This is a genomic window from Vibrio sp. DW001, assembly GCF_029016285.1.
Classification (GTDB): domain Bacteria; phylum Pseudomonadota; class Gammaproteobacteria; order Enterobacterales; family Vibrionaceae; genus Vibrio.
This window is the reverse complement of the sequence record NZ_CP091975.1, coordinates 838,447-861,141: the sequence shown is the minus strand read 5'-3', so window position 1 is coordinate 861,141 and position 22,695 is coordinate 838,447. Positions and strand designations below refer to the sequence as shown.

22 protein-coding genes are annotated in these 22,695 nt (G+C 41.3%); 10 read left to right on the top strand and 12 right to left on the bottom strand.

What is annotated here, in order from left to right; all coding sequences use genetic code 11:
* Window positions 1-50 precede the first annotated feature (50 nt).
* The 3 genes from L3V77_RS04195 (at window position 51) to L3V77_RS04185 (ending at window position 4,950) form a co-directional block, all read left to right on the top strand.
* Complete coding sequence (locus L3V77_RS04195) at window positions 51-1,631, top strand: cation:proton antiporter family protein (RefSeq protein ID WP_275135867.1); 1,581 nt, start codon at window positions 51-53, stop codon at window positions 1,629-1,631.
* Window positions 1,632-1,885: 254 nt separating this feature from the next.
* Window positions 1,886-3,550, top strand: coding sequence for an asparagine synthase B (gene asnB, locus L3V77_RS04190; RefSeq protein ID WP_275135866.1), 1,665 nt, complete (start codon window positions 1,886-1,888; stop codon window positions 3,548-3,550).
* A 165-nt stretch (window positions 3,551-3,715) separates the two neighbouring features.
* Window positions 3,716-4,950 (top strand): IS3 family transposase gene (locus L3V77_RS04185; RefSeq protein ID WP_275135865.1). Its coding sequence is split into 2 segments (ribosomal slippage): window positions 3,716-4,067 and window positions 4,067-4,950, totalling 1,236 coding nucleotides; the frame shifts between segments, so codons are not numbered across the junction.
* Window positions 4,951-4,988: 38 nt separating this feature from the next.
* Here L3V77_RS04185 and rfaH read toward each other — a convergent pair.
* The 4 genes from rfaH to htpG all read right to left on the bottom strand — a co-directional run bounded on the left by rfaH (window position 4,989) and on the right by htpG (window position 9,528).
* Window positions 4,989-5,486 carry a transcription/translation regulatory transformer protein RfaH gene (gene rfaH, locus L3V77_RS04180; protein WP_275135864.1) on the bottom strand — a complete coding sequence of 166 codons (498 nt, stop codon included), beginning with the start codon at window positions 5,484-5,486 and terminating at the stop codon, window positions 4,989-4,991.
* A 142-nt stretch (window positions 5,487-5,628) separates the two neighbouring features.
* A complete protein-coding gene (hemH, locus tag L3V77_RS04175) occupies window positions 5,629-6,594 on the bottom strand; it encodes a ferrochelatase (RefSeq protein ID WP_275135863.1) in 966 nt (321 codons plus the stop codon).
* Window positions 6,595-6,805: 211 nt separating this feature from the next.
* Window positions 6,806-7,450, bottom strand: a complete 645-nt coding sequence (gene adk / locus L3V77_RS04170) for an adenylate kinase (RefSeq protein ID WP_275135862.1) — start codon at window positions 7,448-7,450, stop codon at window positions 6,806-6,808.
* Between the two features lie 173 nt (window positions 7,451-7,623).
* Window positions 7,624-9,528, bottom strand: a complete 1,905-nt coding sequence (gene htpG, locus L3V77_RS04165) for a molecular chaperone HtpG (protein ID WP_275135861.1) — start codon at window positions 9,526-9,528, stop codon at window positions 7,624-7,626.
* A gap of 292 nt (window positions 9,529-9,820) precedes the next feature.
* Here htpG and L3V77_RS04160 point away from each other — a divergent pair, with 292 nt between their 5' ends.
* Both L3V77_RS04160 and L3V77_RS04155 read left to right on the top strand, forming a co-directional pair.
* A complete protein-coding gene (locus L3V77_RS04160; protein WP_275135860.1) occupies window positions 9,821-10,678 on the top strand; it encodes a transcriptional regulator in 858 nt (285 codons plus the stop codon).
* A gap of 9 nt (window positions 10,679-10,687) precedes the next feature.
* The gene (locus L3V77_RS04155; protein WP_275135859.1) at window positions 10,688-11,215 is read left to right on the top strand and encodes a regulatory protein ToxS; all 528 of its coding nucleotides are present in this window, start codon (window positions 10,688-10,690) and stop codon (window positions 11,213-11,215) included.
* 84 nt (window positions 11,216-11,299) lie between these two features.
* Here L3V77_RS04155 and yfcE read toward each other — a convergent pair whose 3' ends face one another.
* From yfcE to L3V77_RS04130, 5 genes are read right to left on the bottom strand one after another with little or no spacing between them, the layout of a single operon-like run.
* A complete protein-coding gene (gene yfcE / locus L3V77_RS04150) occupies window positions 11,300-11,845 on the bottom strand; it encodes a phosphodiesterase (protein WP_275135857.1) in 546 nt (181 codons plus the stop codon).
* Between the two features lie 18 nt (window positions 11,846-11,863).
* A complete protein-coding gene (locus L3V77_RS04145) occupies window positions 11,864-12,268 on the bottom strand; it encodes a CBS domain-containing protein (RefSeq protein WP_275135856.1) in 405 nt (134 codons plus the stop codon).
* Window positions 12,265-12,615: a P-II family nitrogen regulator gene (locus L3V77_RS04140; protein WP_275135855.1), complete on the bottom strand. Its 351-nt coding sequence runs from the start codon at window positions 12,613-12,615 to the stop codon at window positions 12,265-12,267. The genes L3V77_RS04145 and L3V77_RS04140 overlap by 4 nt, the downstream gene beginning before the upstream one ends.
* A complete protein-coding gene (locus L3V77_RS04135; RefSeq protein WP_275135854.1) occupies window positions 12,605-13,399 on the bottom strand; it encodes a DUF1538 domain-containing protein in 795 nt (264 codons plus the stop codon). Before L3V77_RS04135 ends, L3V77_RS04140 begins: the two co-directional genes overlap by 11 nt.
* Window positions 13,396-14,130 (bottom strand): DUF1538 domain-containing protein, encoded by a 735-nt coding sequence (locus L3V77_RS04130; protein ID WP_275135853.1) that lies wholly within the window; start codon window positions 14,128-14,130, stop codon window positions 13,396-13,398. The genes L3V77_RS04135 and L3V77_RS04130 overlap by 4 nt, the downstream gene beginning before the upstream one ends.
* Window positions 14,131-14,358: 228 nt before the next feature.
* Between L3V77_RS04130 and L3V77_RS04125 the strand changes: the two genes are divergently transcribed.
* The 5 genes from L3V77_RS04125 to L3V77_RS04105 all read left to right on the top strand — a co-directional run bounded on the left by L3V77_RS04125 (window position 14,359) and on the right by L3V77_RS04105 (window position 18,992).
* Window positions 14,359-15,267, top strand: a complete 909-nt coding sequence (locus L3V77_RS04125) for a TIGR01777 family oxidoreductase (protein WP_275135852.1) — start codon at window positions 14,359-14,361, stop codon at window positions 15,265-15,267.
* Between the two features lie 50 nt (window positions 15,268-15,317).
* A complete protein-coding gene (locus tag L3V77_RS04120; RefSeq protein WP_275135851.1) occupies window positions 15,318-16,145 on the top strand; it encodes an SDR family oxidoreductase in 828 nt (275 codons plus the stop codon).
* 355 nt (window positions 16,146-16,500) lie between these two features.
* The gene (locus L3V77_RS04115) at window positions 16,501-17,355 is read left to right on the top strand and encodes a co-chaperone YbbN (RefSeq protein WP_275135850.1); all 855 of its coding nucleotides are present in this window, start codon (window positions 16,501-16,503) and stop codon (window positions 17,353-17,355) included.
* Window positions 17,356-17,612: 257 nt separating this feature from the next.
* Complete coding sequence (locus tag L3V77_RS04110; protein WP_275135849.1) at window positions 17,613-18,533, top strand: SPFH domain-containing protein; 921 nt, start codon at window positions 17,613-17,615, stop codon at window positions 18,531-18,533.
* A 9-nt stretch (window positions 18,534-18,542) separates the two neighbouring features.
* Window positions 18,543-18,992 (top strand): NfeD family protein, encoded by a 450-nt coding sequence (locus tag L3V77_RS04105; protein ID WP_275136689.1) that lies wholly within the window; start codon window positions 18,543-18,545, stop codon window positions 18,990-18,992.
* Between the two features lie 94 nt (window positions 18,993-19,086).
* On the opposite strand, the gene cueR is transcribed toward L3V77_RS04105, so the two are convergent.
* From cueR to zipA, 3 genes are all read right to left on the bottom strand, one after another.
* Window positions 19,087-19,473, bottom strand: a complete 387-nt coding sequence (cueR, locus tag L3V77_RS04100; RefSeq protein ID WP_275136688.1) for a Cu(I)-responsive transcriptional regulator — start codon at window positions 19,471-19,473, stop codon at window positions 19,087-19,089.
* Between the two features lie 136 nt (window positions 19,474-19,609).
* Window positions 19,610-21,625: an NAD-dependent DNA ligase LigA gene (gene ligA / locus L3V77_RS04095; RefSeq protein ID WP_275135848.1), complete on the bottom strand. Its 2,016-nt coding sequence runs from the start codon at window positions 21,623-21,625 to the stop codon at window positions 19,610-19,612.
* 68 nt (window positions 21,626-21,693) lie between these two features.
* Window positions 21,694-22,635, bottom strand: a complete 942-nt coding sequence (zipA, locus tag L3V77_RS04090) for a cell division protein ZipA (RefSeq protein WP_275135847.1) — start codon at window positions 22,633-22,635, stop codon at window positions 21,694-21,696.
* Window positions 22,636-22,695 lie beyond the last annotated feature (60 nt).

Genomic DNA, 22,695 nt, shown 5'->3' with positions numbered 1-22,695 from the left:
TGACCCTTTTTTTATGGCGACTTCAAACATAAACCGCACTATAGGTGTATATGGAAATCATTTTAATATCATCTGCATTCGCAGCAGGCTTTATTGCATTAAAATGCAACCTTCCGCCACTCGTTGGCTTTCTAATTGCGGGATTTGGCCTAAATTTTCTAGGTTTTCAGTCAAATGAAACCATCGAACTCTTAGCTGATTTAGGCGTAACACTATTGTTATTTACTATTGGCCTAAAGCTCGATGTTAAGACCCTTCTATCCAAAGAAATTTGGGCGGGCGCAACTGCACATAACTTGTTATCGACGCTCTTTTTCACCCTATCGATCGCCGCATTCAAACTACTCGGTGTTACAACGTTCAGTTTAATGTCGCTAGAACAGATGATATTGCTCGGCTTTGCCCTTTCATTTTCTAGTACGGTATTCGCGGTAAAAAGCTTACAAGAAAAGGGAGAGATGAATGCAACTTATGGGACAATTGCAATTGGTGTCCTGGTTATGCAAGACATTTTTGCGGTGTTATTTTTAAGTATTTCAACAGGAAAAGTGCCTGAATGGTACGCGCTATTTCTCTTCTTACTGCCATTCTTAAGGCCTATTTTTTATCGACTTCTCAGTATCGTTGGCCACGGAGAAATGCTTGTTGTTTATGGTATTTTCATGGCATTGGTACTTGGTGCGGGTTTATTCGATTTTGTCGGACTAAAACCTGATCTCGGCGCACTCATTTTAGGCATGCTTCTCGCAGGCCATAAAAAGTCATCCGAACTATCCAAATCACTGTTTAATCTTAAAGAACTATTTCTAGTCTGTTTTTTCTTAAACATCGGCCTTGCAGAACAACCAACCTTATCAGGTGCAGTAACTGCGTTACTCTTTTTATTACTCCTTCCCGTTAAAGGTATCTTCTACTACTTGATATTTAATAGCTTCAAGTTTCGAGTACGTACTTCGTTGTTAGCCAGTCTATCCTTATTTAACTACAGTGAATTTGGTCTAATTGTGGGGGGGTTAGCATTCAAAATGGGGTGGTTATCTGGCGATATGTTGGCCTCAATTGCGATCGCAGTTTCACTCTCATTTATTATTGCAGCACCGCTTAATCGATTTGGCCATTCGTTATATCAACGGTCATCAAAATGGCTCAAAGAGCGCAGTGCAGAAAAACTAAATATGATGGATCAGCGTATTAACCCGGGTAGCGCTCAGATACTCATTTTAGGTATGGGCCGCATAGGCACGGGCGCATACGATGAACTCACCCATCAACATGGAGAGATTAGCTTGGGTGTAGAGTTGCATCCTGAAGCGGCAAAACAGCACCAAGCTGAGCATAGAAATGTTATCTGTGGTGATGCGACTGACCCAGATTTTTGGGAACGAATCTTAGATACTGGTAACGTGAAATTAGTCTTGTTAGCCATGCCACATCATCAAGGTAATCAGCTTGCGCTAGAACAGCTAAAGTTGAAACACTATTCAGGCCAAACTGCAGCGATAGCTGCTTATTCAGATCAAGTAGAGGCCATGCAAGACCTCGGTGCCGATGCTGCATTTAATATCTACAACGAAGCAGGGAGTGGGTTTGCTAAACATGTCACTGAACAACTTAACCCTAAATTTGATTAGGGTTTGTTGAATAGCCAATTTCGTGCATTCTAACTCATTCCGGCACGTAAAAACTCCGGATTGGTGCAATATTCATAATTCTGGTGCAAAAAGCAGCACGAATTAGATTTCATTCACTTATTTGCGATATTATTAAATATTTTCTAATCATAACCCTGATTAGTGATTTTATTCACAATTAACGGTTGCTTTTTTTAACGATACTGGCAAATTGAGCATATTGCTGTAACGGAAATTAATAGGGATTTTTATTTATGTGTTCAATATTTGGCATTTTAGACATTAAAAGCGATGCCGCTGCTCTACGTCCATTAGCGTTAGAAATGTCGAAAAAACTTCGTCACCGTGGCCCAGATTGGTCTGGTATTTACGCTTCAGACAAAGCGATACTCGCTCACGAACGTTTATCTATTGTTGGCCTCAACAGCGGCGCTCAGCCTCTATATAGCCCAAACAAAAAACACATATTGGCCGTTAATGGTGAGATCTATAACCACAAAGAAATTCGCGCTAAATACGCAGATAGATATGATTTCCAAACAGATTCAGATTGTGAAGTCATTCTTGCTTTGTACCAAGAGCTTGGTGAAGAGTTACTCGAAGAGCTTAACGGTATTTTCGCGTTTATTCTTTATGATGAGGTAAAAGACACCTATTTAATCGGTCGTGATCACATTGGTATTATTCCTATGTATCAGGGTTTTGACGAACATGGCAACTACTTTATCGCGTCTGAAATGAAAGCATTAGTGCCTGTATGTAAAACGATTAGCGAATTCCCTCCAGGTAGTTACTACAGTTCTAATGACGCTGAACCTCAACGTTATTATCAACGTGATTGGATGGATTATGATGCGGTCAAAGACAATGTTTCAAGCAAAGAAGAACTAACACAAGCGTTAGAAGATGCGGTGAAGCGCCAACTAATGACTGACGTTCCTTACGGTGTTCTTCTTTCTGGTGGTTTAGATTCCTCGATTACTTCAGCAGTAGCAAAACGATTTGCAGCTATGCGTATTGAAGACGACGAGAAGTCAGCGGCTTGGTGGCCTCAATTGCACTCATTTGCAATTGGATTAGAAGGCGCTCCCGATCTTATTGCTGCACGCGAAGTAGCCGATAAGCTAGGCACAGTACACCACGAAATGACTTATACCGTTCAAGAAGGTATCGACGCCATTCGTGATGTTATTTATCACATTGAAACCTACGATGTTACGACGATTAGAGCATCAACTCCGATGTTCTTATTAGGCCGTAAAATCAAAGCTATGGGTATCAAAATGGTACTTTCTGGTGAAGGTGCTGATGAGATATTTGGTGGTTACTTATACTTCCATAAAGCACCTAACGACAAAGAGATGCATGAAGAGCTGGTACGTAAACTGCTTGCCCTAAACATGTTCGATTGTGCTCGTGCAAACAAGTCATTAGCGGCTTGGGGTGTTGAAGGACGAGTTCCTTTCTTAGACAAAGAATTTATTGATGTAGCAATGCGTATCAATCCAAAAGATAAGATGTGTGGCAACGGTAAAATGGAGAAACACATCCTTCGCGAGTGTTTTGAAGAATACCTACCAGAATCCATCGCATGGCGTCAAAAAGAACAATTTTCTGATGGTGTCGGATATGGTTGGATTGACTCACTAAAAGAGCTTGCTGAAGAGAAAGTTACCGATCAACAATTGGAGAATGCCGCCTTTAGATTCCCATACAATACGCCGGCGACAAAAGAAGGCTATATGTACCGTGAAATCTTTGAAGAGCAGTTCCCTCTACCATCAGCGGCAGAATGTGTGCCTGGTGGCCCTTCTATCGCGTGTTCTTCAGCGAAAGCAATTGAGTGGGATGAGACGTTCAAAAATATGGCCGACCCTTCTGGGCGCGCTATACAGGCCGTTCACAACGATTCTTACTAATATCAAGCTGGGTAAGTTTGTTATCACGTTGGTGATCGTTCCTCTGACCATTTAATGTATTATCAATCGTGATGATAGCGACACAAAAAAGCCTGTTATAATTAACAGGCTTTTTAACATCATGTGTCTCGTCCTGAAATGTGTTTACACATTGAGGACTTTAAAATGGACAATCCAACACCCAACCGAGCTCGACGCTCACAAAGAGATTACTCATTAGGCTTTAAATTGGCAGTAGTCAATCAAGTTGAAAAAGGCGATTTCACCTACAAGCAAGCTCAAAAATACTATGGCATCCAGGGGCGCAGCACCGTGCTCGTGTGGTTAAGAAAGCATGGTAAACTAGATTGGTCGAAACCAATTTATGTACCCAATATGCTTAAATTAAAAGAGACTCCAACTCAAAAAATCAAGCGCCTCGAACGTCAACTAGAAGAAGAGAAAATGAAGAATATCGTCCTCAATGGGATGGTTGATATCATGGATAAAGAATACGGGGCAGGTCTAAGAAAAAAGTACTTATCCGAACCCTCTGGCAAGCCAAAGAAAAGGGACAAGTAAAACTCGCTCCTGCTTGTCGCGCTCTAGGGATGACTGCTCAATGTGTTTATCAAGCGATCAAACGGATACAAAATAGAGCTAAGAAACTCGAACCTGTTCGAGAGTGCGTGATGTACTGGCGCAAATATATGCCACGAATTTGGGCTAGAAAGCTTTACCAACTAATTAAGCCAGAACTGGAAAAACAAGGTATCAAGCTTGGTAGGGATGGGTTATTTCGTTACTTAAGAGAACAAGGAATGCTTGTCCAACCTCGTAAAAGTTATACGAAAACGACGAATAGTAACCACTGGATGCGCAAGCATCCGAACTTACTTAAAGAGCATTCCCCCAAAACACCTGAAGAAGTATTTGTTAGCGATATTACTTATGTGGAATCAGAGCAAGGAGTACATTATTTGTCTTTGGTCACTGGTGCTTACAGCAGGAAAATAATGGGATATGAATTAAGTAACGAGATGAAGGCAACAGATGTCGTCAAAGCACTGAATATGGCCGTCAAGAATCGGCAATACAGCCGTAATGCCATTCATCATTCAGATAGAGGACTACAATATTGCTCTGGTGTTTATCAGACAGCATTGACAAGAAGCGGAATTAAGCCATCGATGACAGATGGGTATGACTGTTATCAAAATGCCCTTGCAGAGCGTATAAATGGCATACTGAAACAGGAGTTTTTGTTGTACAAGTGCCGAGGACTTGATGAATTAAAACTGCTCGTTGATGAATCAATACAGATATATAATGAAATGAGACCGCATTTAAGCTTGGGAATGAAGACACCAAACGAGGTGCACAAAAAAGGTCAGAGCGAAAAGCTTCTGACCTTCTATTAAAACCGTCAACGTATTTTAGGACGGGACAATGTTAAACACTATTTTAATTCAATATCTTTGTTATCCACCGACACGGGGATAGTTTGATTCATCAAGGAAATGAGCAAAATCGAACGTTTGTCACCATCAGGTTCTTTATAAATCGCTTCAACACCAACAAAATGCCCTTCTGTAATGACGACTTCTTGTCCCGTTTCAGGCAACGTGACACTGCGGTATAAAACTGAATTCTGTTCGAACTCTTTAAGCTCACTAATCAAGTTACTATGTACTTCGACGGGATAACTGCCACGACGAATAAAATCCACAACCCCTCGCGTAGAGCGTACCGTTGTAAAACTCGGCCCATCTTCATAATCAAAGTCTACAAACATATACGATGCGAAAAGCGGTTCTGTCACCATTTTCCGTTTGCCACGAACGACTTTCTCAATTTCAACCACGGGGTAGTAACATTCTACACCTTGATTTTCCAAGTGGCTTTTCGCTCTTGCTTGATCGCCTCTCTTACAGTAGAGAAGATACCAATGCCTCATAAACCTAGCTCTCTTTGAATAATTTTTTTTATGCTAACACTATCTATCGATAGGAAAAACCATCAGCACGCAGAATCACTTTTGGATACTCAAATCTTAATCAAGATGTTCTTTATTTAACCCAAATTCGAACTATTTGGTGTTAATTAAGGTACGGAGTCACCAGCTCAGCCATCATTAGGATATGATCATCATCGTCATTTAAACAATCAATATAATGAAACTCCTCCCCACCAGCCTCAACAAATATCTCTTTGCACTCTTGGGCGATTTCTTCCAAGGTTTCTAAACAATCACATGAGAATGCGGGCGTTACTATATCGAGAGTCTTAACCGAATGTTCAGCTAATGACTTCAACGTCGCATCGGTATAGGGCTTCAACCACGCTTCTTTACCAAACCGAGACTGATAGCTCATCCCAATTTGTTGTTCAGTTAATCCAAGCGCCTTAGCAAGTAATTCGGTCGTTTTTTCACAATGTATCGGATATATATCACCACTATCAGCATATCGTTGAGGAATACCATGATACGAACAGAGTAGGTAATCCCCCTTGCCATGTTCTTGCCAATGAACGCGTATTTTATTTGCTAATGCAGATATATAAAGAGGATGATCGTGATAATCATTAATCAATGTATTTTGAGGGCCATTTTTTAACGTTGAGAATGCTTTATTTTTCGCATCTTCTACCGCTGCTGTTGTAGTTCGAGAGTATTGAGGATAGAGCGGTAAGATAATTATCTGTTCCGCACCTCGTTGTTGAAGTGCTTCAATCCCCGATAACATGCTTGGGTTCCCGTAAGTCATTCCTAACTCGACCGGAATGCCCAGTTTTTGTTCCAGCTTACTTACCTGATTTTTGGAATGCACCATGAGCGGTGACCCATCATCGGTCCATATGCTCTTATAAAGCTTGGCGACCTTTGGTGTTCGTACTGGAAGTATTACCCAGTGTAATAGTGGACACCATAGCCAACGGTTCATATCGACAACACGATGATCGTGTAAAAACTGGCTTAGAAATTTCTTAACCGCTGCCGGAGTTGGCGCATCAGGCGTTCCTAAGTTAACAATTAACACACCTTTATTTGAATTCAATTCCATTCGAAAATACTTATTTTTATAATCAATGAGCGTTGACATAGCTTAGCTTGTCACATTAACTTAAACAAAGATTTCTTGCTCGCACTGTTAGAATGAACAGAAAAACGTAGAGCGAGTTTTAAAACGGAATTTTAAAATAGGCACATGCATAAAAAAACCGACTCAACGTCGGTTTTTTTAGCTCTTTCTTTTTTACTTAACAACGCTGCAATTAAGAAAGGGCGTCTTCTAGTTCTGCACTTACTGCAGCAACTTTTTTGGTTCCATCAAACTTAAGGTAAGTCGTGTTACCAGCCTCAGCTTCTTTTCCATAGTATTGAATAAGAGGAGACGTTTGGTCATGGTATACACCAAGGCGAGCACGTACTGTATCTTCATGATCGTCATCACGGATGACAAGATCTTCGCCAGTTACATCATCTTGGCCTTCAACCTTCGGCGGATTGAATACAACATGGTATGTACGGCCTGAAGGTAAATGAGCACGACGACCTGCCATACGTTCTACGATAACACTATCAGCTACATCAATTTCGATTACATAGTCGACGGCAACGCCTAACTCTTTAAGACCATCCGCTTGTGGGATGGTGCGAGGGAAACCATCAAGTAAAAAACCTTTTTCACAATCAGCTTGAGCGATACGTTCTTTGATTATACCTAAGATTATTTCATCCGAAACAAGCTGTCCCGCATCGATAACAGCTTTAGCAGCTTTACCCATCTCAGTACCGGCTTTGATAGCTGCACGTAGCATATCACCTGTAGAGATCTGCGGAATCCCGTATTTCTCCATGATGAATTGAGCTTGTGTTCCCTTACCAGCACCTGGGGCACCGAGTAGAATAATGCGCATGACATGTCCTCTTTATTTTAATTTATACCGAAGCTCACAGTGCTTCTTTTAGCCAGCGAGTAACGATGAGTTTGGGTATAATATTTATGATTTTCATTGATTATGAAGCCCGCGATTCTAGCACAGAATGCGGGCTCGTTGTGTAGTTTACGGGTTAACCAAGATCTATTCTCTTACACCTTAGTCAAAAGTGTATTGATAGCACCTAAGAATTGAGTTGGGTCTTCCATTGCTCCTCGTTCAGATAACATCGCCTGACCAAGTAACACCTCAACCCAACGGCCAAATGCTTCTTCATCAGCTTCATCAGCCATACGCTTAACCAGTTCATGCTCTGGGTTAATTTCGAAGATATATTTCACTTCCGGTACATCTTGACCAGCCGCTTCTAGTAGCTTCGCCATCTGGGTACCCATTTCGAAATCGTCTGTCACAACAACCGCTGGAGTATTGGCGAGTTTGAACGTTGTACGTACTTCTTTGACACGACCACCTAAGTAGTTCTTAGTGCGATCAACAACCGATTTAAACTCTTCCTCAGCCTCTTTTTGCTTCTCTTTTTCTGCTTCATCTTCAAATTTACTAAGATCAAGCCCTGCTTTAGTAATAGACTGGAATGTTTTACCATCAAACTCAGTAAGGTAGTTCATTAGCCATTCATCCATGCGATCACACATAAGAATAACTTCGATTCCCTTCGTCTTAAACTGCTCTAAATGCGGGCTATTTTTGGCCGCTGCATAGCTATCCGCGGTAAGGTAGAAGATCTTGTCTTGCTCTTCTTTCATACGCTCAACATAAGAAGCTAATGACACCGTTTGATCTGCAGAATCGACTTCTGTTGAAGTGAAGCGCATCAGCCCACCAATCTTCTCTTTGTTAGAAAAGTCTTCTGCTGGACCTTCTTTCAGCACTTGACCAAACTCTTTCCAGAACGAAAGATATTTTTCTTCATCATTCTTCGCAATACGTTCAAGCATCGTCAATACGCGTTTAGTACAAGCATTACGTAAAGTCTGCGTCACCTTGTTATCTTGAAGGATCTCACGAGATACATTCAGAGGTAGATCATTTGAATCAACAAGACCACGAACAAAACGCAGATACGTCGGCATAAACTGCTCGGCATCATCCATAATAAATACGCGTTGTACGTAGAGTTTTAGACCACTCTTATGATCTCGATTCATCATATCCCAAGGGGCTTTAGCTGGGATATAAAGCAGGCTGGTATAGTCGTTTTTACCTTCCACTTTATTGTGCGTCCACACAAGTGGATCAACAAAATCATGAGAAACATGTTTGTAGAACTCTTTGTATTCCTCTTCATCGATATCAGATTTGTTTCGAGTCCAAAGTGCTTGAGCTTTATTTATTTGCTCCCACTTACCTTCTTCTTTCTCGTTACCTTCTTCATCTTTTTCTATCGTCCAGATAGAAACTGGAATACCAATGTGATCAGAATATTTACCAATGACATCACGTAAACGCCATTCTGATAGAAACTCTTCACCGTCTTCACGCATGTGAAGAATAATATCTGTACCTCGAGACTCTTTCTTGATGGTTTCTATGGTGTACTCGCCTTCACCAGAAGAGTGCCATTGAACGGCCTCTTCCGTACTAGAACCCGCGACACGAGTCCTTACAGTAACGGAATCAGCGACAATAAACGCAGAATAGAAACCGACACCAAATTGACCAATAAGTTGTGAATCTTTACTTTGGTCTTCAGAAAGATGTGAGAAAAATTCTGCCGTACCCGACTTTGCTATCGTCCCTAGATGCTCGATAACGTCTTCACGACTCATACCAATACCATTATCGGAAACCGTTAATGTTTTCGCTTCAGCATCAAACGCTAGCTTTACTCCAAGATCGGCATCACCTTGATACAAATCTCCATTAGATAGGGCTTGAAAGCGAAGTTTATCGGACGCATCCGACGCATTTGAGATTAACTCACGTAAGAAAATTTCTTTATTTGAATAAAGTGAGTGAATCATTAGATGAAGTAGTTGTTTCACTTCCGACTGAAAACCACGAGTTTCTTTGTCTTGTATTGCTGTTTCGCTCATTTTAACTCCATTCGTTTTAGGTTCACTGAGCAAACTGGCTTAAGCGCCATTCGCTGTTGAGTTTATTAATTAGACTTAAATAGCGCCTATTGATGGCTAATAGATAGGGTTCGCAATTGTAAATTCAAGGTCAAGTTTCATAAAAACAGTGTTTTTTACAAACATTTTTGTTTATTCTGCGCTAAGTTTTTATCAAAATTTGTAAAATTCTTATATCATTAGTCTAGTGAACACATGCATTCTCTAGACATTCCACTTTTTATTCAATCACTTAAGGTGTAAAAGATAATCAATGAGTAGCGTAGGTACCAAATTTCTTCTGGCACAACGATTTGTATTTGATCCGAACAACAACTCCATTATCGATAAAATAGATGGTAATGAACTAAGTCGTTTGGGTAGCAATGAAAGTCGAATACTGCTGCTTTTTTGTGAGCGTCCAAATCAGATCATAACTCGCGATGAACTCCATGAGTTTGTCTGGAGAGACCAAGGGTTTCAAGTTGATGACTCTAGCCTAACTCAAGCAATTTCCACACTAAGAAAAGTGCTACTAGATTCAACCAAAGCGCCAAAGTTTGTCAAAACCGTGCCTAAACGAGGCTATCAGTTTATTGCAAATGTAGAGAAAACTATTCCGTTATCATCAAGCATCGAAGAAATTAGTCAAGAGAACACTGAAGACATCGTTTTCTCATCGGATAAAGTGTTCAAAGATGCCATTGAAACCGAGGCTGATCAAAAGCACATCAAACCCGTCGATGATGAGCAACTTATCTCAACCTCGAATAAGCATGAACGATTAATAACGAAAGTAATTCTTATCATTGCAGCGCTATTACCTATTTTTGTCTATATGGCAATTGAGCCTGCAAAATCTAATTTTAAATTAATTGATACGATCGAAAACATACCATTACGTACAACAGAGAATCACCCACCATTAGATGATTGGCAACCACTGATTAACAAATGTGTCTCTGCGTATGTTGCCGGGCACAAGCACAAGCCGATAGAGATTATCGTTACTGCTGGGCCTAACAATAACTTAATCATGAATTATGTTTATTCTGAGTCAAATACATCGGAAAACATTACCATTCAGCTTATCGCAAAGCAGCAAGATATATCCGCTTTGTGTAAGAATTAGGAGTAGAACATGATCAATCAAAAATACGCCTATGTTGTACTCACTCTTTCAGTGATTTTTAGCTCTTGGCTATACTTCGGTTCAGACCTAAAATTAGAAAAAGAACTGACATCCCGTGAGTGGCAATCGACCATGAACAGCTATGTATCACCCGAATTACAAAATAACGATACCAATAGACTTGGTATTTTAACCAAGGTTTATGTCAGCAGCAATGTTAAATATTTGCCCAACGGAACGTATCTACGAGTCTCTCGTCTCACGATGTTCGAGAAAAAGGACCAAATTACTTCGGTTATGAATATTTCTGAATCGGGACAATGGGAATTGAGTGATAATTACTTACTTATTAATCCAAAAGAGTTCAAGGAAACATCGACGAATACGAGTGTCGATTTTACTGAAGAGCAGCTAGGTATAGTAAAAACACTATTTATCATGGACGCAGAGCAGAGCCGTAGAGTGGATGTAATCAACACGAAAGCCATATTACTTACTAGCCTAAATCATGGCTCACGTATTCTCTCTTCAAACTAATAATTTATGCTTTAACTGATATTCAAAGTGCCACTTCTGCGGTTAAGAGATGTGGCGCTCTTTATAAAACCATTCCCGTTAAAATCAAATACTGACTTGCTTTAAAACCTCATCAGCAAACGACAGTACTTTAAAGGTCTTTTCTTCATAAAGGCCATAGCTTGCAACATGTCCTCCTTTAGGGAAGGTAATAGAGCCGGGATTGTAGATAAACTGATCGGCCACTTTTTCCGCAATAGGTAGATGAGTATGTCCATGTGCGATCACATCTCCTACCCTTAACGATGGTCTATTTTCGCTATTGTAAATATGACCATGGGTTAAGAATATTCGCACGCCACCGCCAAGCAAGACCCATGCATTAGTCTCAAGCATTGGAAATTGAAGTAGCATCTGATCTACTTCACTATCACAATTGCCGCGTACCGCGATTATTTCACTGCTATATTCATTCAGTCGCTCAGCAACCTGTGCAGGTTGATACCCATCAGGGACAGGATTTCTTGGGCCATGATTTAAGATATCGCCTAAAACTATCAAATGGTCGGCACCAGACTGTCGGTATTTTTTTAGCATAAGCTCTGTTACAGGCAAGGCACCATGCAGGTCAGAAGCAAAAAATAATTTCATGACGTTTTATCTCTTATTTTATGCGTCTAAAGCCATACCATTAACAACAATATTGTTGTAACTCACCATACCAATAACTTTACCATTATCTATCACTGGTGCGCGACTTACGCCAAAACGCTCAAAGAGACGAGCGCAATACTTCACATTCATATCCGGGTCTACTGAGAGGGCTGGTTTCGTCATGATTTCATAGATATTAGTACGCTCAACGGACCTATTTTGCGCCAATACTTTTTTCGCTACATCGTTCATCAATACAATGCCGTATTCATCATCCTCATTCCGTTTGTTTACAACAAGTGCTTTTACAACATGTAGCCTCGCCAATCGAATACCTTCTTTGACCGTTGTTATTCCATCAACCATGACATAAGAATTTGCCATTACATCTCGAACTCTAACAACCTTGTGCTGATTCATAGCTCTTCCTCTACGACTTTCGTTAATGTCTCTATCTGATGAGCAACCCCTACGGCATCTTCAATATCGATCTGTATTGCGATACCCTGCCCTGACTCTTCATCAAATTCGCCTACGGTATTAATGGTCTCCAGTATGTGTCTCGATAAATGTTCTTCCACGACGAACAAAAGCACATCTTTCTGAACCTCCAACGTAAGACCAAAGAAAGTGGTCTTTTGATTTAGCCCTTCCCCTCTAGCATTGTTAATGACGGTAGCACCAGTAGCGCCTGCTAAGCGCGCAGCATCTAAAACTGTATCTGTCTTTGTGTCTTCCACAAATGCGATTATTAGTTTAAAGCGCATTCTCATTCTCCTTAGAAACAGATCTTGCATTTAACCATTGAGTAATTTGGGCATAAGCCATGACTGAAATAATTGGGAACAAACTTGCAAACGCAATTAAGCCAAAACCATCTATAACAGGATTTCTTCCTGGAACAGTAGAAGCAAGGCCTAAACCCAATGCAGTAACTAACGGTACGGTCACTGTCGATGTTGTTACACCACCTGAATCATAGGCTAATGGCACTATCATTTTAGGGGCAAAATTTGTTTGTATAATCACCACGATATAACCAACCATGATGTAATAATGTATAGGATCGCCAACGACGATTCGATAGCTCCCTAAAGATATCCCGATAGCGACACCCAACGCCACCGCAATACGTAAGCCATTAACACTAATCGAACCACCTGAAACTTGATTTGCCTTGATAGCAACGGCAATCAAGGATGGTTCGGCAATGGTGGTACTAAATCCAATCGAAAAAGCAAAAAGATATACCCAATAATAGTCAATCCAGCTCAGTGACTCTGTGAGGTTGTCTTTAAAAGAGTAAAGAAATTCAGGCGCAGTTAATTGCTCTGCCATCGTTTCACCCAATGGAAATAGCGCCAACTCTAGCCCTAACAAAAATAAGGACAGTCCCAAAATGACGTAAAAGAAACCAAGAATGACACTGGTTAAATTAGCAATCGGCTTTCTAAGCACAACTAACTGGAATCCAAAAATAATGGTCGCGATTGGAATAACATCGAGTACCGTTCCAGTAAAAGTATCGATAAATTGAGATACATTAATCATGCTAATACCATCCCATATACCATAACAAACATCATAGGAAGCAAAGAGGCAAAAGCTATCAATCCGAATCCATCAAGCATTGGATTTCGTCCCTTGATAGACGACGCCAATCCAACCCCTAATGCCGTTACCAATGGTACGGTGATGGTAGACGTCGTTACCCCTCCTGAGTCATACGCGATGCCTATAATAGTTTCAGGTGCAAACCAAGTCAGAATAATTACCCCTATATAGCCACCTGTGATCATAATATGAATAGGCCAGCCTTTAAGAATACGAACGACACCAATGACAATCGCGAGTCCCACCGAAAGCGCAACGGTTATCCTAAGTCCATTCGCATAATCGTCCATTTCCTCTATAGTTTGTGCAATGACGCCACCTTCCGCAGCAACTTCAGCAGCTTCTTGCGCAACCGCCGTCAAAGCAGGTTCCGCTATCGTGGTTCCAAAGCCTAAACAAAACGCGAACAAAATTAACCAAAAAACACTACCTTTACGGGCAAAAGATTGAGCCATGCTTTCCCCGATGGGAAATAGCCCCATATTTAAACCAAAAATAAAGAAGGTTAGCCCGAGGACAACAAATAGTAAGCCCAAAAGAATAGACATTATATTTGGAAGAGGTTCTTGCAGTACAACAAGTTGAAAAAAAGCGATAACGATGATGATAGGGAGAAGATCGCGCAGACTTCCAAGCATCGCTTTAAATAATGCTATCAATGCTTTCATGGCGCCTCCCTTTAGAATATTCTCTTATTCTTATGTTGGTCAAAAGTTAAAATCACGTCCACAACTATCTCTTTTATTTTACAAAAATGAGATATTTGACTAAAGCTCAAGTTATTTAGTTTGATCCGGATCTGTCGATCTGCATTAAAATTAACCACGAAAGATCAACAGATCTTAGCAACTTGGGTATATAATTAGAGCTCAAAAATCATTCGCTAAGGAGGGCACATGCAAATATTGCTAACTGGTGGGACAGGTTTTATCGGTTCAGAATTGGTCAAACAACTCTCGACACATCAAATTGTACTTCTCACTCGAAATATCACCGCAGCAAAATCTAAACTCCAACATGCGGACTTAGGCAACATCACCTATGTCGATAGCCTAGATGATTACAATAATTTTAATGATATTGACGCCGTTATTAATCTTGCTGGAGAACCCATTGCCGGAAAAAGGTGGAGTCATAAACAAAAAAAAGCGATATGCAACAGCCGCTGGTCTATCACAGAAAAGCTCGTTGAGCTCATTCACGCAAGCACCAATCCTCCTGCAACCTTTATCAGTGGGTCCGCAGTTGGTTATTACGGCGATCAACAAGGTCACTCTTTCGATGAATCTTTGAGCGCCTACCATGAGGGATTTACTCATCATGTTTGCTCCACATGGGAGTCTATTGCCAAACAAGCTAAGTCAGAATCTACCCGTGTATGTATCGTTCGAACTGGATTGGTTTTAGGCATCAAAGGAGGCGCACTCCCCTTGATGCTACCGGCGTTTAAGTTTGGTGCCGGAAGTCGCTTAGGTAATGGCAAACAATATATGCCTTGGATACATATATTGGATATGGTTAAAGGTCTTCTTTTTCTGTTAGACACTCCGCATGCAAGTGGTTACTTTAATTTTAGCGCTCCTCATCCTATAGCCAACGCAGAATTTAGTCAGTGCTTAGCCTCGACAATACATCGACCATTATTACTCGCGACACCGAAATGGTTTTTTAACCTTGTCATGGGCGAATCAAGCTGCTTACTTTTCGATAGTATTCGAGCAAAACCCAAACGTCTAACTGAACTAGGCTTTAACTTCACCTATTCTAGGCTCGAGCCCGCAATGAAAGCGTTACTACAGCGTTGACGATGTGACAATCATTCATCAAATTTATTCAGAGAAAATAGATTAACACTATGTCAAAAACGATTCTTATCACAGGGTGCTCTTCAGGCATTGGTTATGTGTGTGCCCACGCATTGAAGGAAGAAGGGTTTAATGTGATCGCTTCATGCCGGAATGAAGCTGATGTACAAAGACTTATCACAGAAGGCTTAACCTGCATCCAGTTAGATCTCAATGATCCGGAGAGTATCTCAAGAGCAGTACTGAAAACCATGCACCTCTGTGATAACAAACTCTATGCGCTTTTTAACAATGGTGCCTATGGCCAGACAGGAGCACTTGAAGACCTGCCAGTGCAAGCGCTCAAAGAACAGTTCCAAAGTAATTTCTTTGGTTGGCACCAACTTGTATGTGAAATATTGCCTTATATGCGAAAACAGGGGATTGGACGCATTATTCAAAACAGCTCTGTACTTGGCTTCGCCGCCATGAAATATCGTGGCGCATACAATGCATCTAAGTTTGCCGTTGAGGGATGGAGCGATACCTTACGTTTAGAGTTATTCGATACGGATATAAAAATAAGTATTATTGAGCCCGGACCGATAGAGACACAGTTTCGGGCAAATGCTTTGTTAAAGTTTCAGCAATGGATAGACGTCGACAACAGTGCACATAAAAGTGCTTACCAAGTCCAACTGGCGAGATTAGCCGATACAAAATCCAAAAACGCATTCGCTCTACCTGCCGATTCAATAATAGAACCATTATTAGACGCCCTAAGATCACGACGACCAAAACTACGATATCGAATCACGACACCAACCAAAGTGTTTTCCATATTAAAACGAATAATGCCCGGACGATGGCTAGACGCAATACTTAGAAAAGCAGCGTGACGATGTAAATTCGTACTAAATAGAAAATTATTGCCCTTTTTTGCTCAAAATACTCTCGAATTTGATAAGACTGTCATGTTTCTGTAATACAATGTATATACCATTACTACGATGGTAAATACCATACAGGCTTTTAAGCGTTACATTCGGTGAAGACGATGACATTAAACCAACTAAATTGGATTGGTGTGGGTGTTGCGCTACTGTTTATTTTAACGCTGTAGCGCCCTCCCCCCAAGTTTGAACAAAAAAACGTCCACATTGGACGTTTTTTTGTTTCTTAAGGATTGCCACTCTTGATATTAGACCTTCATACCCCTATTTAAAGAGAAACAATATTAATTAAGGAAATCGCATGCAACCTGAGAATATCGTAGAGTTGAACGAACAAAATTTTCGACAAGTTCTAGAACAATCTGTTCAACATCCTGTTCTCATCCACTTTTGGGCACCAATGAGCCCAGAAAGCACCGAGATAATCCCAGCGTTACAAACACTGACTCAACAGTATAAAGGCGCATTTACTCTCGCACTGCTCAATTGTGAACAAGAACAAGCGATCTCAAGTCAATTTGGTGTGCAAGCACTTCCTACTATTGCTCTTTTTATGAATGGCCAACCCGTCGACGGATTAGGTGGACCTCAAACCATTGAAGCCATAAAGGAAATGCTAAGTAAGCATTTGCCAAGCCAAGACGAATTAACATTAAAAGAAGCACAAGAAAAACTGCAAGCAGGTGAACACGAACTAGCATTATCTTTAATCAATACCTTATCGGAAGAGTTAAAAATAAGGGGTGATATAAAACTTGCCACCGTCGACTGCCTAATAGAAACCCTACAATTTGAACAAGCAAAAGCATTGCTTGCTCATATCCCATTAGAATATCAAGACAATTACTATAAAGGTTTAGTCGCAAAGTTAGAATTGCATGATCAAGCTGCTGATAGCCCAGAGATACAAGCTTTAGAAAATCGCCTCAACCAAAATCCACTCGACGCAATAGTGGCCATTGAGCTCGCATTACAATATCACCAAGTTGCTAGAAGTGAAGAGTCACTAGCGCTGCTGTGGTCATTTCTAGTAAAAGACCTAAATGTAGCCGATGGCGAAATGAAAAAGTCATTTATGGATATTCTTTCCGCTTTAGGTCAAGGAAACAGCACCGCAGCGAAATACCGTCGACAACTATACTCATTGCTCTACTAAATCGGATTAAATCAATTAACGCACTCTTCCTAATGAACCTTGTTGGCTATCTCTGAGCGAATTTTTACATTAGCGAAGAATAGCTCGCAAGATATCTTAATCGCGGTCTATACTTTGATATTCTGGCAAAATAATGTCACCAAAACAGCTTATTGCTTGAAGTTGTGGCGAAAGCAGGCATATTTTAAGGCTGAATAATTTTATCATTGTTCAATAGGCTGACATTACGTTTCAGACAAAAATAAAAAGGATATAACATGGCTTTAGATGTACTTATTACCATTGCGGTCTTAATCGTAGTCACCATTGCTTTTATAGCCGCTGGTGTTAAAACGGTTTCTCAAGGGAGTAACTGGACGATTGAACGATTTGGACGTTACACCCATACGTTGAAGCCTGGCCTGAACTTAATCATCCCGTTTGTTGACAGTGTAGGATCGAAAATCAGCATGATGGAACGAGTGCTTGATATTCCGGCGCAAGAGGTGATTTCTAAAGATAATGCCAATGTCACCATTGATGCCGTCTGTTTTGTACAAGTCGTTGATGCGGCAAAAGCGGCCTATGAAGTAAACGATCTCGAACATGCGATCAGAAACCTAACGCTCACCAATATTCGTACTGTTCTCGGCTCTATGGAGCTAGATGAAATGTTGAGCCAAAGAGACATGATCAACATTAAACTTCTCTCGATCGTCGATGAAGCAACCAATCCTTGGGGCGTAAAAGTCACCCGTATCGAGATTAAAGACGTACAGCCACCAGCAGACCTCACCGCAGCGATGAATGCTCAAATGAAGGCGGAACGAAATAAGCGCGCAGATGTTCTTTCAGCAGAAGGTGTCCGTCAGGCTGAGATTCTCAAGGCTGAGGGCCATAAGCAGTCTGCTATCTTAAGAGCTGAGGGTGAAAAACAGGCGGCTATTTTGCAGGCTGAAGCGCGTGAACGATCTGCTGAAGCCGAAGCTAAGGCAACCGAAATGGTATCGCATGCTATTGCTCAAGGCGATATGCAGGCGGTAAATTACTTTATTGCACAAGGTTATACCGACGCTCTTAAATCGATTGGACAAGCAGAAAATAGTAAGATAATCATGTTACCTCTAGAGGCATCGGGCTTAATGGGCTCTATTGCAGGCATTGCTGAGATGTTTAAACATCAAAAAGATGAGAAGTAAAAATACATGTTGATAGAACTACTCAGCCAAGTTAACCACTGGCATTGGATAGCGTTTGGGCTCGTGTTGCTTTCAGGAGAACTCATTGGGACTGCCGGATATTTCTTATGGTTAGGTATATCCGCTATATTGGTCGGTATCTTATTTACGTTATTGCCGATGAGCTGGCAGTTACAATGGATTACGTTCGCAAGTTTTTCATTAGTGACAACGTGGGGATGGTGGCGGTATCAGTATAAAAAAGATGTGCAGTCTGAAGCCAATAGCTCACTTAATCAAAGAGAAAAACAGTTAGTTGGTAAAATAACAAGGCTTGAAGAAGACGTACAAGAAGGCAATTGTCGTATTCGACTAGGTGATACAACTTGGTCGGCTCGAACCCATAAAGACATAGCCGCTGGCACGCTGGTCAAGGTCGTTGATGTGGATGGCATTGTCGTTACCATTGAAGCAGTTTAAAGCATTAAACCATGGGCTTTAATGAGCAGATTAAAGCCCATAATACGTGTTCAGCTTAACGACATGATGTCGTTCAAAATAACTCAACAACTGATTACGATTTTAAATCGTCCATAATTGGACATGCGTTACCAGAATCTCCAGGGCACTCCGCTACCCACTTTTCTAACTGGTTTTTTATCACTGTCAGCTCATCCAATTTTGTATTCACTTCTAACAACTTTTCTTCTGCACGTCTTTTTACTTCAGCACTCGTCGTTTCTGAATTGCTTGCTAAATGGACTAAGGCTTTGCATTCTTCTAGTGTAAAACCGACTCTTTTTGCTCTCGCAACAATCAATAATTCCTCGATATGTGAGTCACTGTATTGACGGTATCCATTAGCAGAACGTACTGGAGCCGAGATCAACCCTTTATCCTCATACAGTCGAATAGATTTTGAAGACAACTGGGTCGTTTTCGAAACTTGACTAATATTCATCATATTTAACACCTCCAATGAAAAGTAATAGCAACGGTACATCGCATGTTAGTTTATCTATTACTGATTCATATACGAACAAAAAAAAGCCAGGCAAAGCCCGGCTTTCATTCACCAACCCGAACAAGACAACTATTTACACGTTCAGCAAGTCCACAAGCGCCTGCTCATCAAGAATCTCTATCCCTAATTCTTGTGCTTTGGTTAGTTTAGAGCCTGCTGCTTCACCGGCAAATAGAATATCTGTTTTTTTCGATACACTACCCGTAACCTTGGCTCCGAGTGCTTGTAGCGCTGCTTTTGCGTCATTGCGATTCAACTGAGAGAGTGACCCGGTTAACACGACGACTTTACCCGCAAGAGGTTGAGGCACATCCTCAGAAAGCTCTTCAATCTCGGTCCAATGGATACCTTGTCTGATAAGATCTGCAATGACTAGTTGGTTTTTTTCTTGCTTGAAAAAATAAACAACATGCTTGGCAACGATATCTCCAACATCTGAAACTTCGATCAACTGCTCCAATGTGGCATCTTGAACCGCAGGTAAGGTTTTAAAATGCGCCGCTAGGTTTGCTGCCGTTGCTTCCCCAACCTCCCTTATACCTAATGAGTAAAGAAACCTAGGTAAGGTTGTTTCTTTTGAGGCTTGTAATGCATTAACCACATTTTGAGCAGACTTTGGCCCCATACGTTCAAGAACCGTCAATAACCCAGCTGAGAGCTTAAAAAGATCCGCTGGAGAGTCGACCATTTCTTTATCGACAAGCTGCTCAATCACTTTCACCCCTAGCCCATCAACATCAAGCGCCTTACGAGACACAAAGTGTTTCAACGCTTCTTTACGCTGTGCCTGACAAACCAGCCCGCCGCTACAACGAGCAACCGCTTCTCCTTCTATTCTCTCCACGGAAGAATGACAGACAGGACAATCCGTTGGAAAAATAATGTCCGAAGCATCATCAGGCCGCCGATCTAAAACAACACTGGTGATCTGTGGTATGACATCCCCTGCACGACGAATAATAACCGTGTCACCGATCTTGATGCCTAATCGTTCTATCTCATCTGCATTATGTAATGTTGCATTACTAACGGTCACACCACCAACGAATACGGGTTCAAGTTTCGCCACGGGTGTTATCGCTCCAGTTCGTCCAACTTGGAACTCAACATCATTGAGCTTAGTGAGCTCTTCTTGCGCTGGAAACTTATACGCAATAGCCCAACGAGGCGCTCTTGCGACAAAACCAAGCTGCTCTTGAGTCTCAATATCATCGACTTTGATAACCACACCGTCGATTTCATAAGCTAGCGCTTCTCTGCGTTGCAAAATATCTAGGTAATAGGCCTTTACCGCATCGAGAGTGTCTAACTGACTCGTCTCAGGGCACATAGGCAGCCCCCAGCCTTTAAGTTGAAGAAAACGGTCGTAGTGACTGCCCTCAAGCTCACCACCTTCTATAACACCAACGCTGTAAGCATAAAAATTTAAAGGTCTTTTCGCTGTGATACGCGAGTCCAATTGTCTTAGGCTTCCTGCGGCTGCATTTCTCGGGTTGACGAAAGGTTTGGTGCCAAATTTAAGCGCGTCTTGATTGAGTTTTTCAAATCCCGCTTTGGGCATAAACACTTCACCGCGAACCTCTATTCGAGTAGGCCAACCTTCCCCCTGAAGTATCAAAGGGATCGCCGTTATAGTTCGAACATTTTCTGTGATATTTTCCCCGGTATTTCCGTCTCCCCGAGTGGCAGCCTGAACCAACACACCGTTTTCATATAATAGACTAACCGCTAATCCATCGAGTTTCGGTTCACAACAAAAGGTTTTAATTTCATGGCCGGTTACTCTGTCATCCATTCTTTTTTTGAACGCATCTAACTCATCATCGCTGAACGCATTGTCGAGAGATAACATGGGGATTTCATGCTTAACTTGGGTAAAACCCTCTAGCGGCGATCCACCCACTCGTTGGCTAGGGGAATCGATTGAAACGAATTCGGGATACTGCGCTTCTATATCCAGAAGCTCTCTCATCAAACGGTCATATTCAGCGTCTGGCACCTGAGGAGCATCCTCAACATAATATTTTACGCCGTGATAATGCAATTCTTGTTTAAGTTGAATGAGTCTTTCTTCGACCGACTGAGGCATGTTTTTTTCCTAATCCCGTTTTTCTTCTTAATAGTATAAAAAAGGGCTCCATCCGGAACCCTTTTTTATCACACTTCTTTCTGGGCGCTACGAGCTTTAAATGCTCTTATTTGATTATGAAAACTCAATAGCTTATCCGGTGTCATGAGGTTTCGTTGTTCATCGAGAACGTTGCCACCTAAATCGTCCGCGATCTGTTGGGCGGTTCTTAGCATCACTTTAAAATTCTGATCCGCTTCACCAAAACCAGGTAAGGTCATAAAAAATGAGATACCCTTTGTGGTAAAGGTTGCTGGGTTATCGTGTTTTAGCGTACCCGGGTGCATCATATTCGCAACACTAAAAAGTACTTTTCCTGTTCCCGAAATATCATTATGGCGGTGGAAGATATCCATCTCTCCATAAAGCAATCCGTTTTGTTGCATACTATCAAACAGCTTTGTCCCAACAAACGGTTCGTCACCCGAACAATGAACATTGATAACGATAACCTGCATTTTTTCGTCTTCTTCACTTTCTTCTGCTAATTCTGGGAGTACGTCCACTTCACTGTTCATCGGCGCGAGCTTAGGTTCGTCTAGTTCACTTTGTTCATAGAGCGATTTTTTAGGTTTAAAAATAACCTCATCTTCAGCATCGGTAAATATGACTTTTTCCTCCAACGGAGCATCAATATCATCATTTAAGACGACGTGAGGAAAATCATCTGCCTCGACGCTTCTATTTTGTGCCGAAAGCTCTTCTTCTACGTCGAGCGGGTCATCAACACCAAGCGGATCATGAGAGAAGCGTCTATCAACACCAAATGCCGCTTCTTTTTTATCGACTAACACTACGTCAAAATCATCATCAGAAATCACCGGAGACGTTTCTAAACGATCGCTATCAATGACAGATTTTTCTGCGAATTTGCTTTTTCTCTCTTTCTTACTCGTCCAAAGCCCATGAAAAAGAAGCGCGGCTATGGCTAGCGCACCAACTATAATGAGTACTAATCGCAATTCCTGCATTGTTCACTCTCTGCTGTATCTGATGAAAAAATCAACATCAAATTGAATATAATTCGGTTA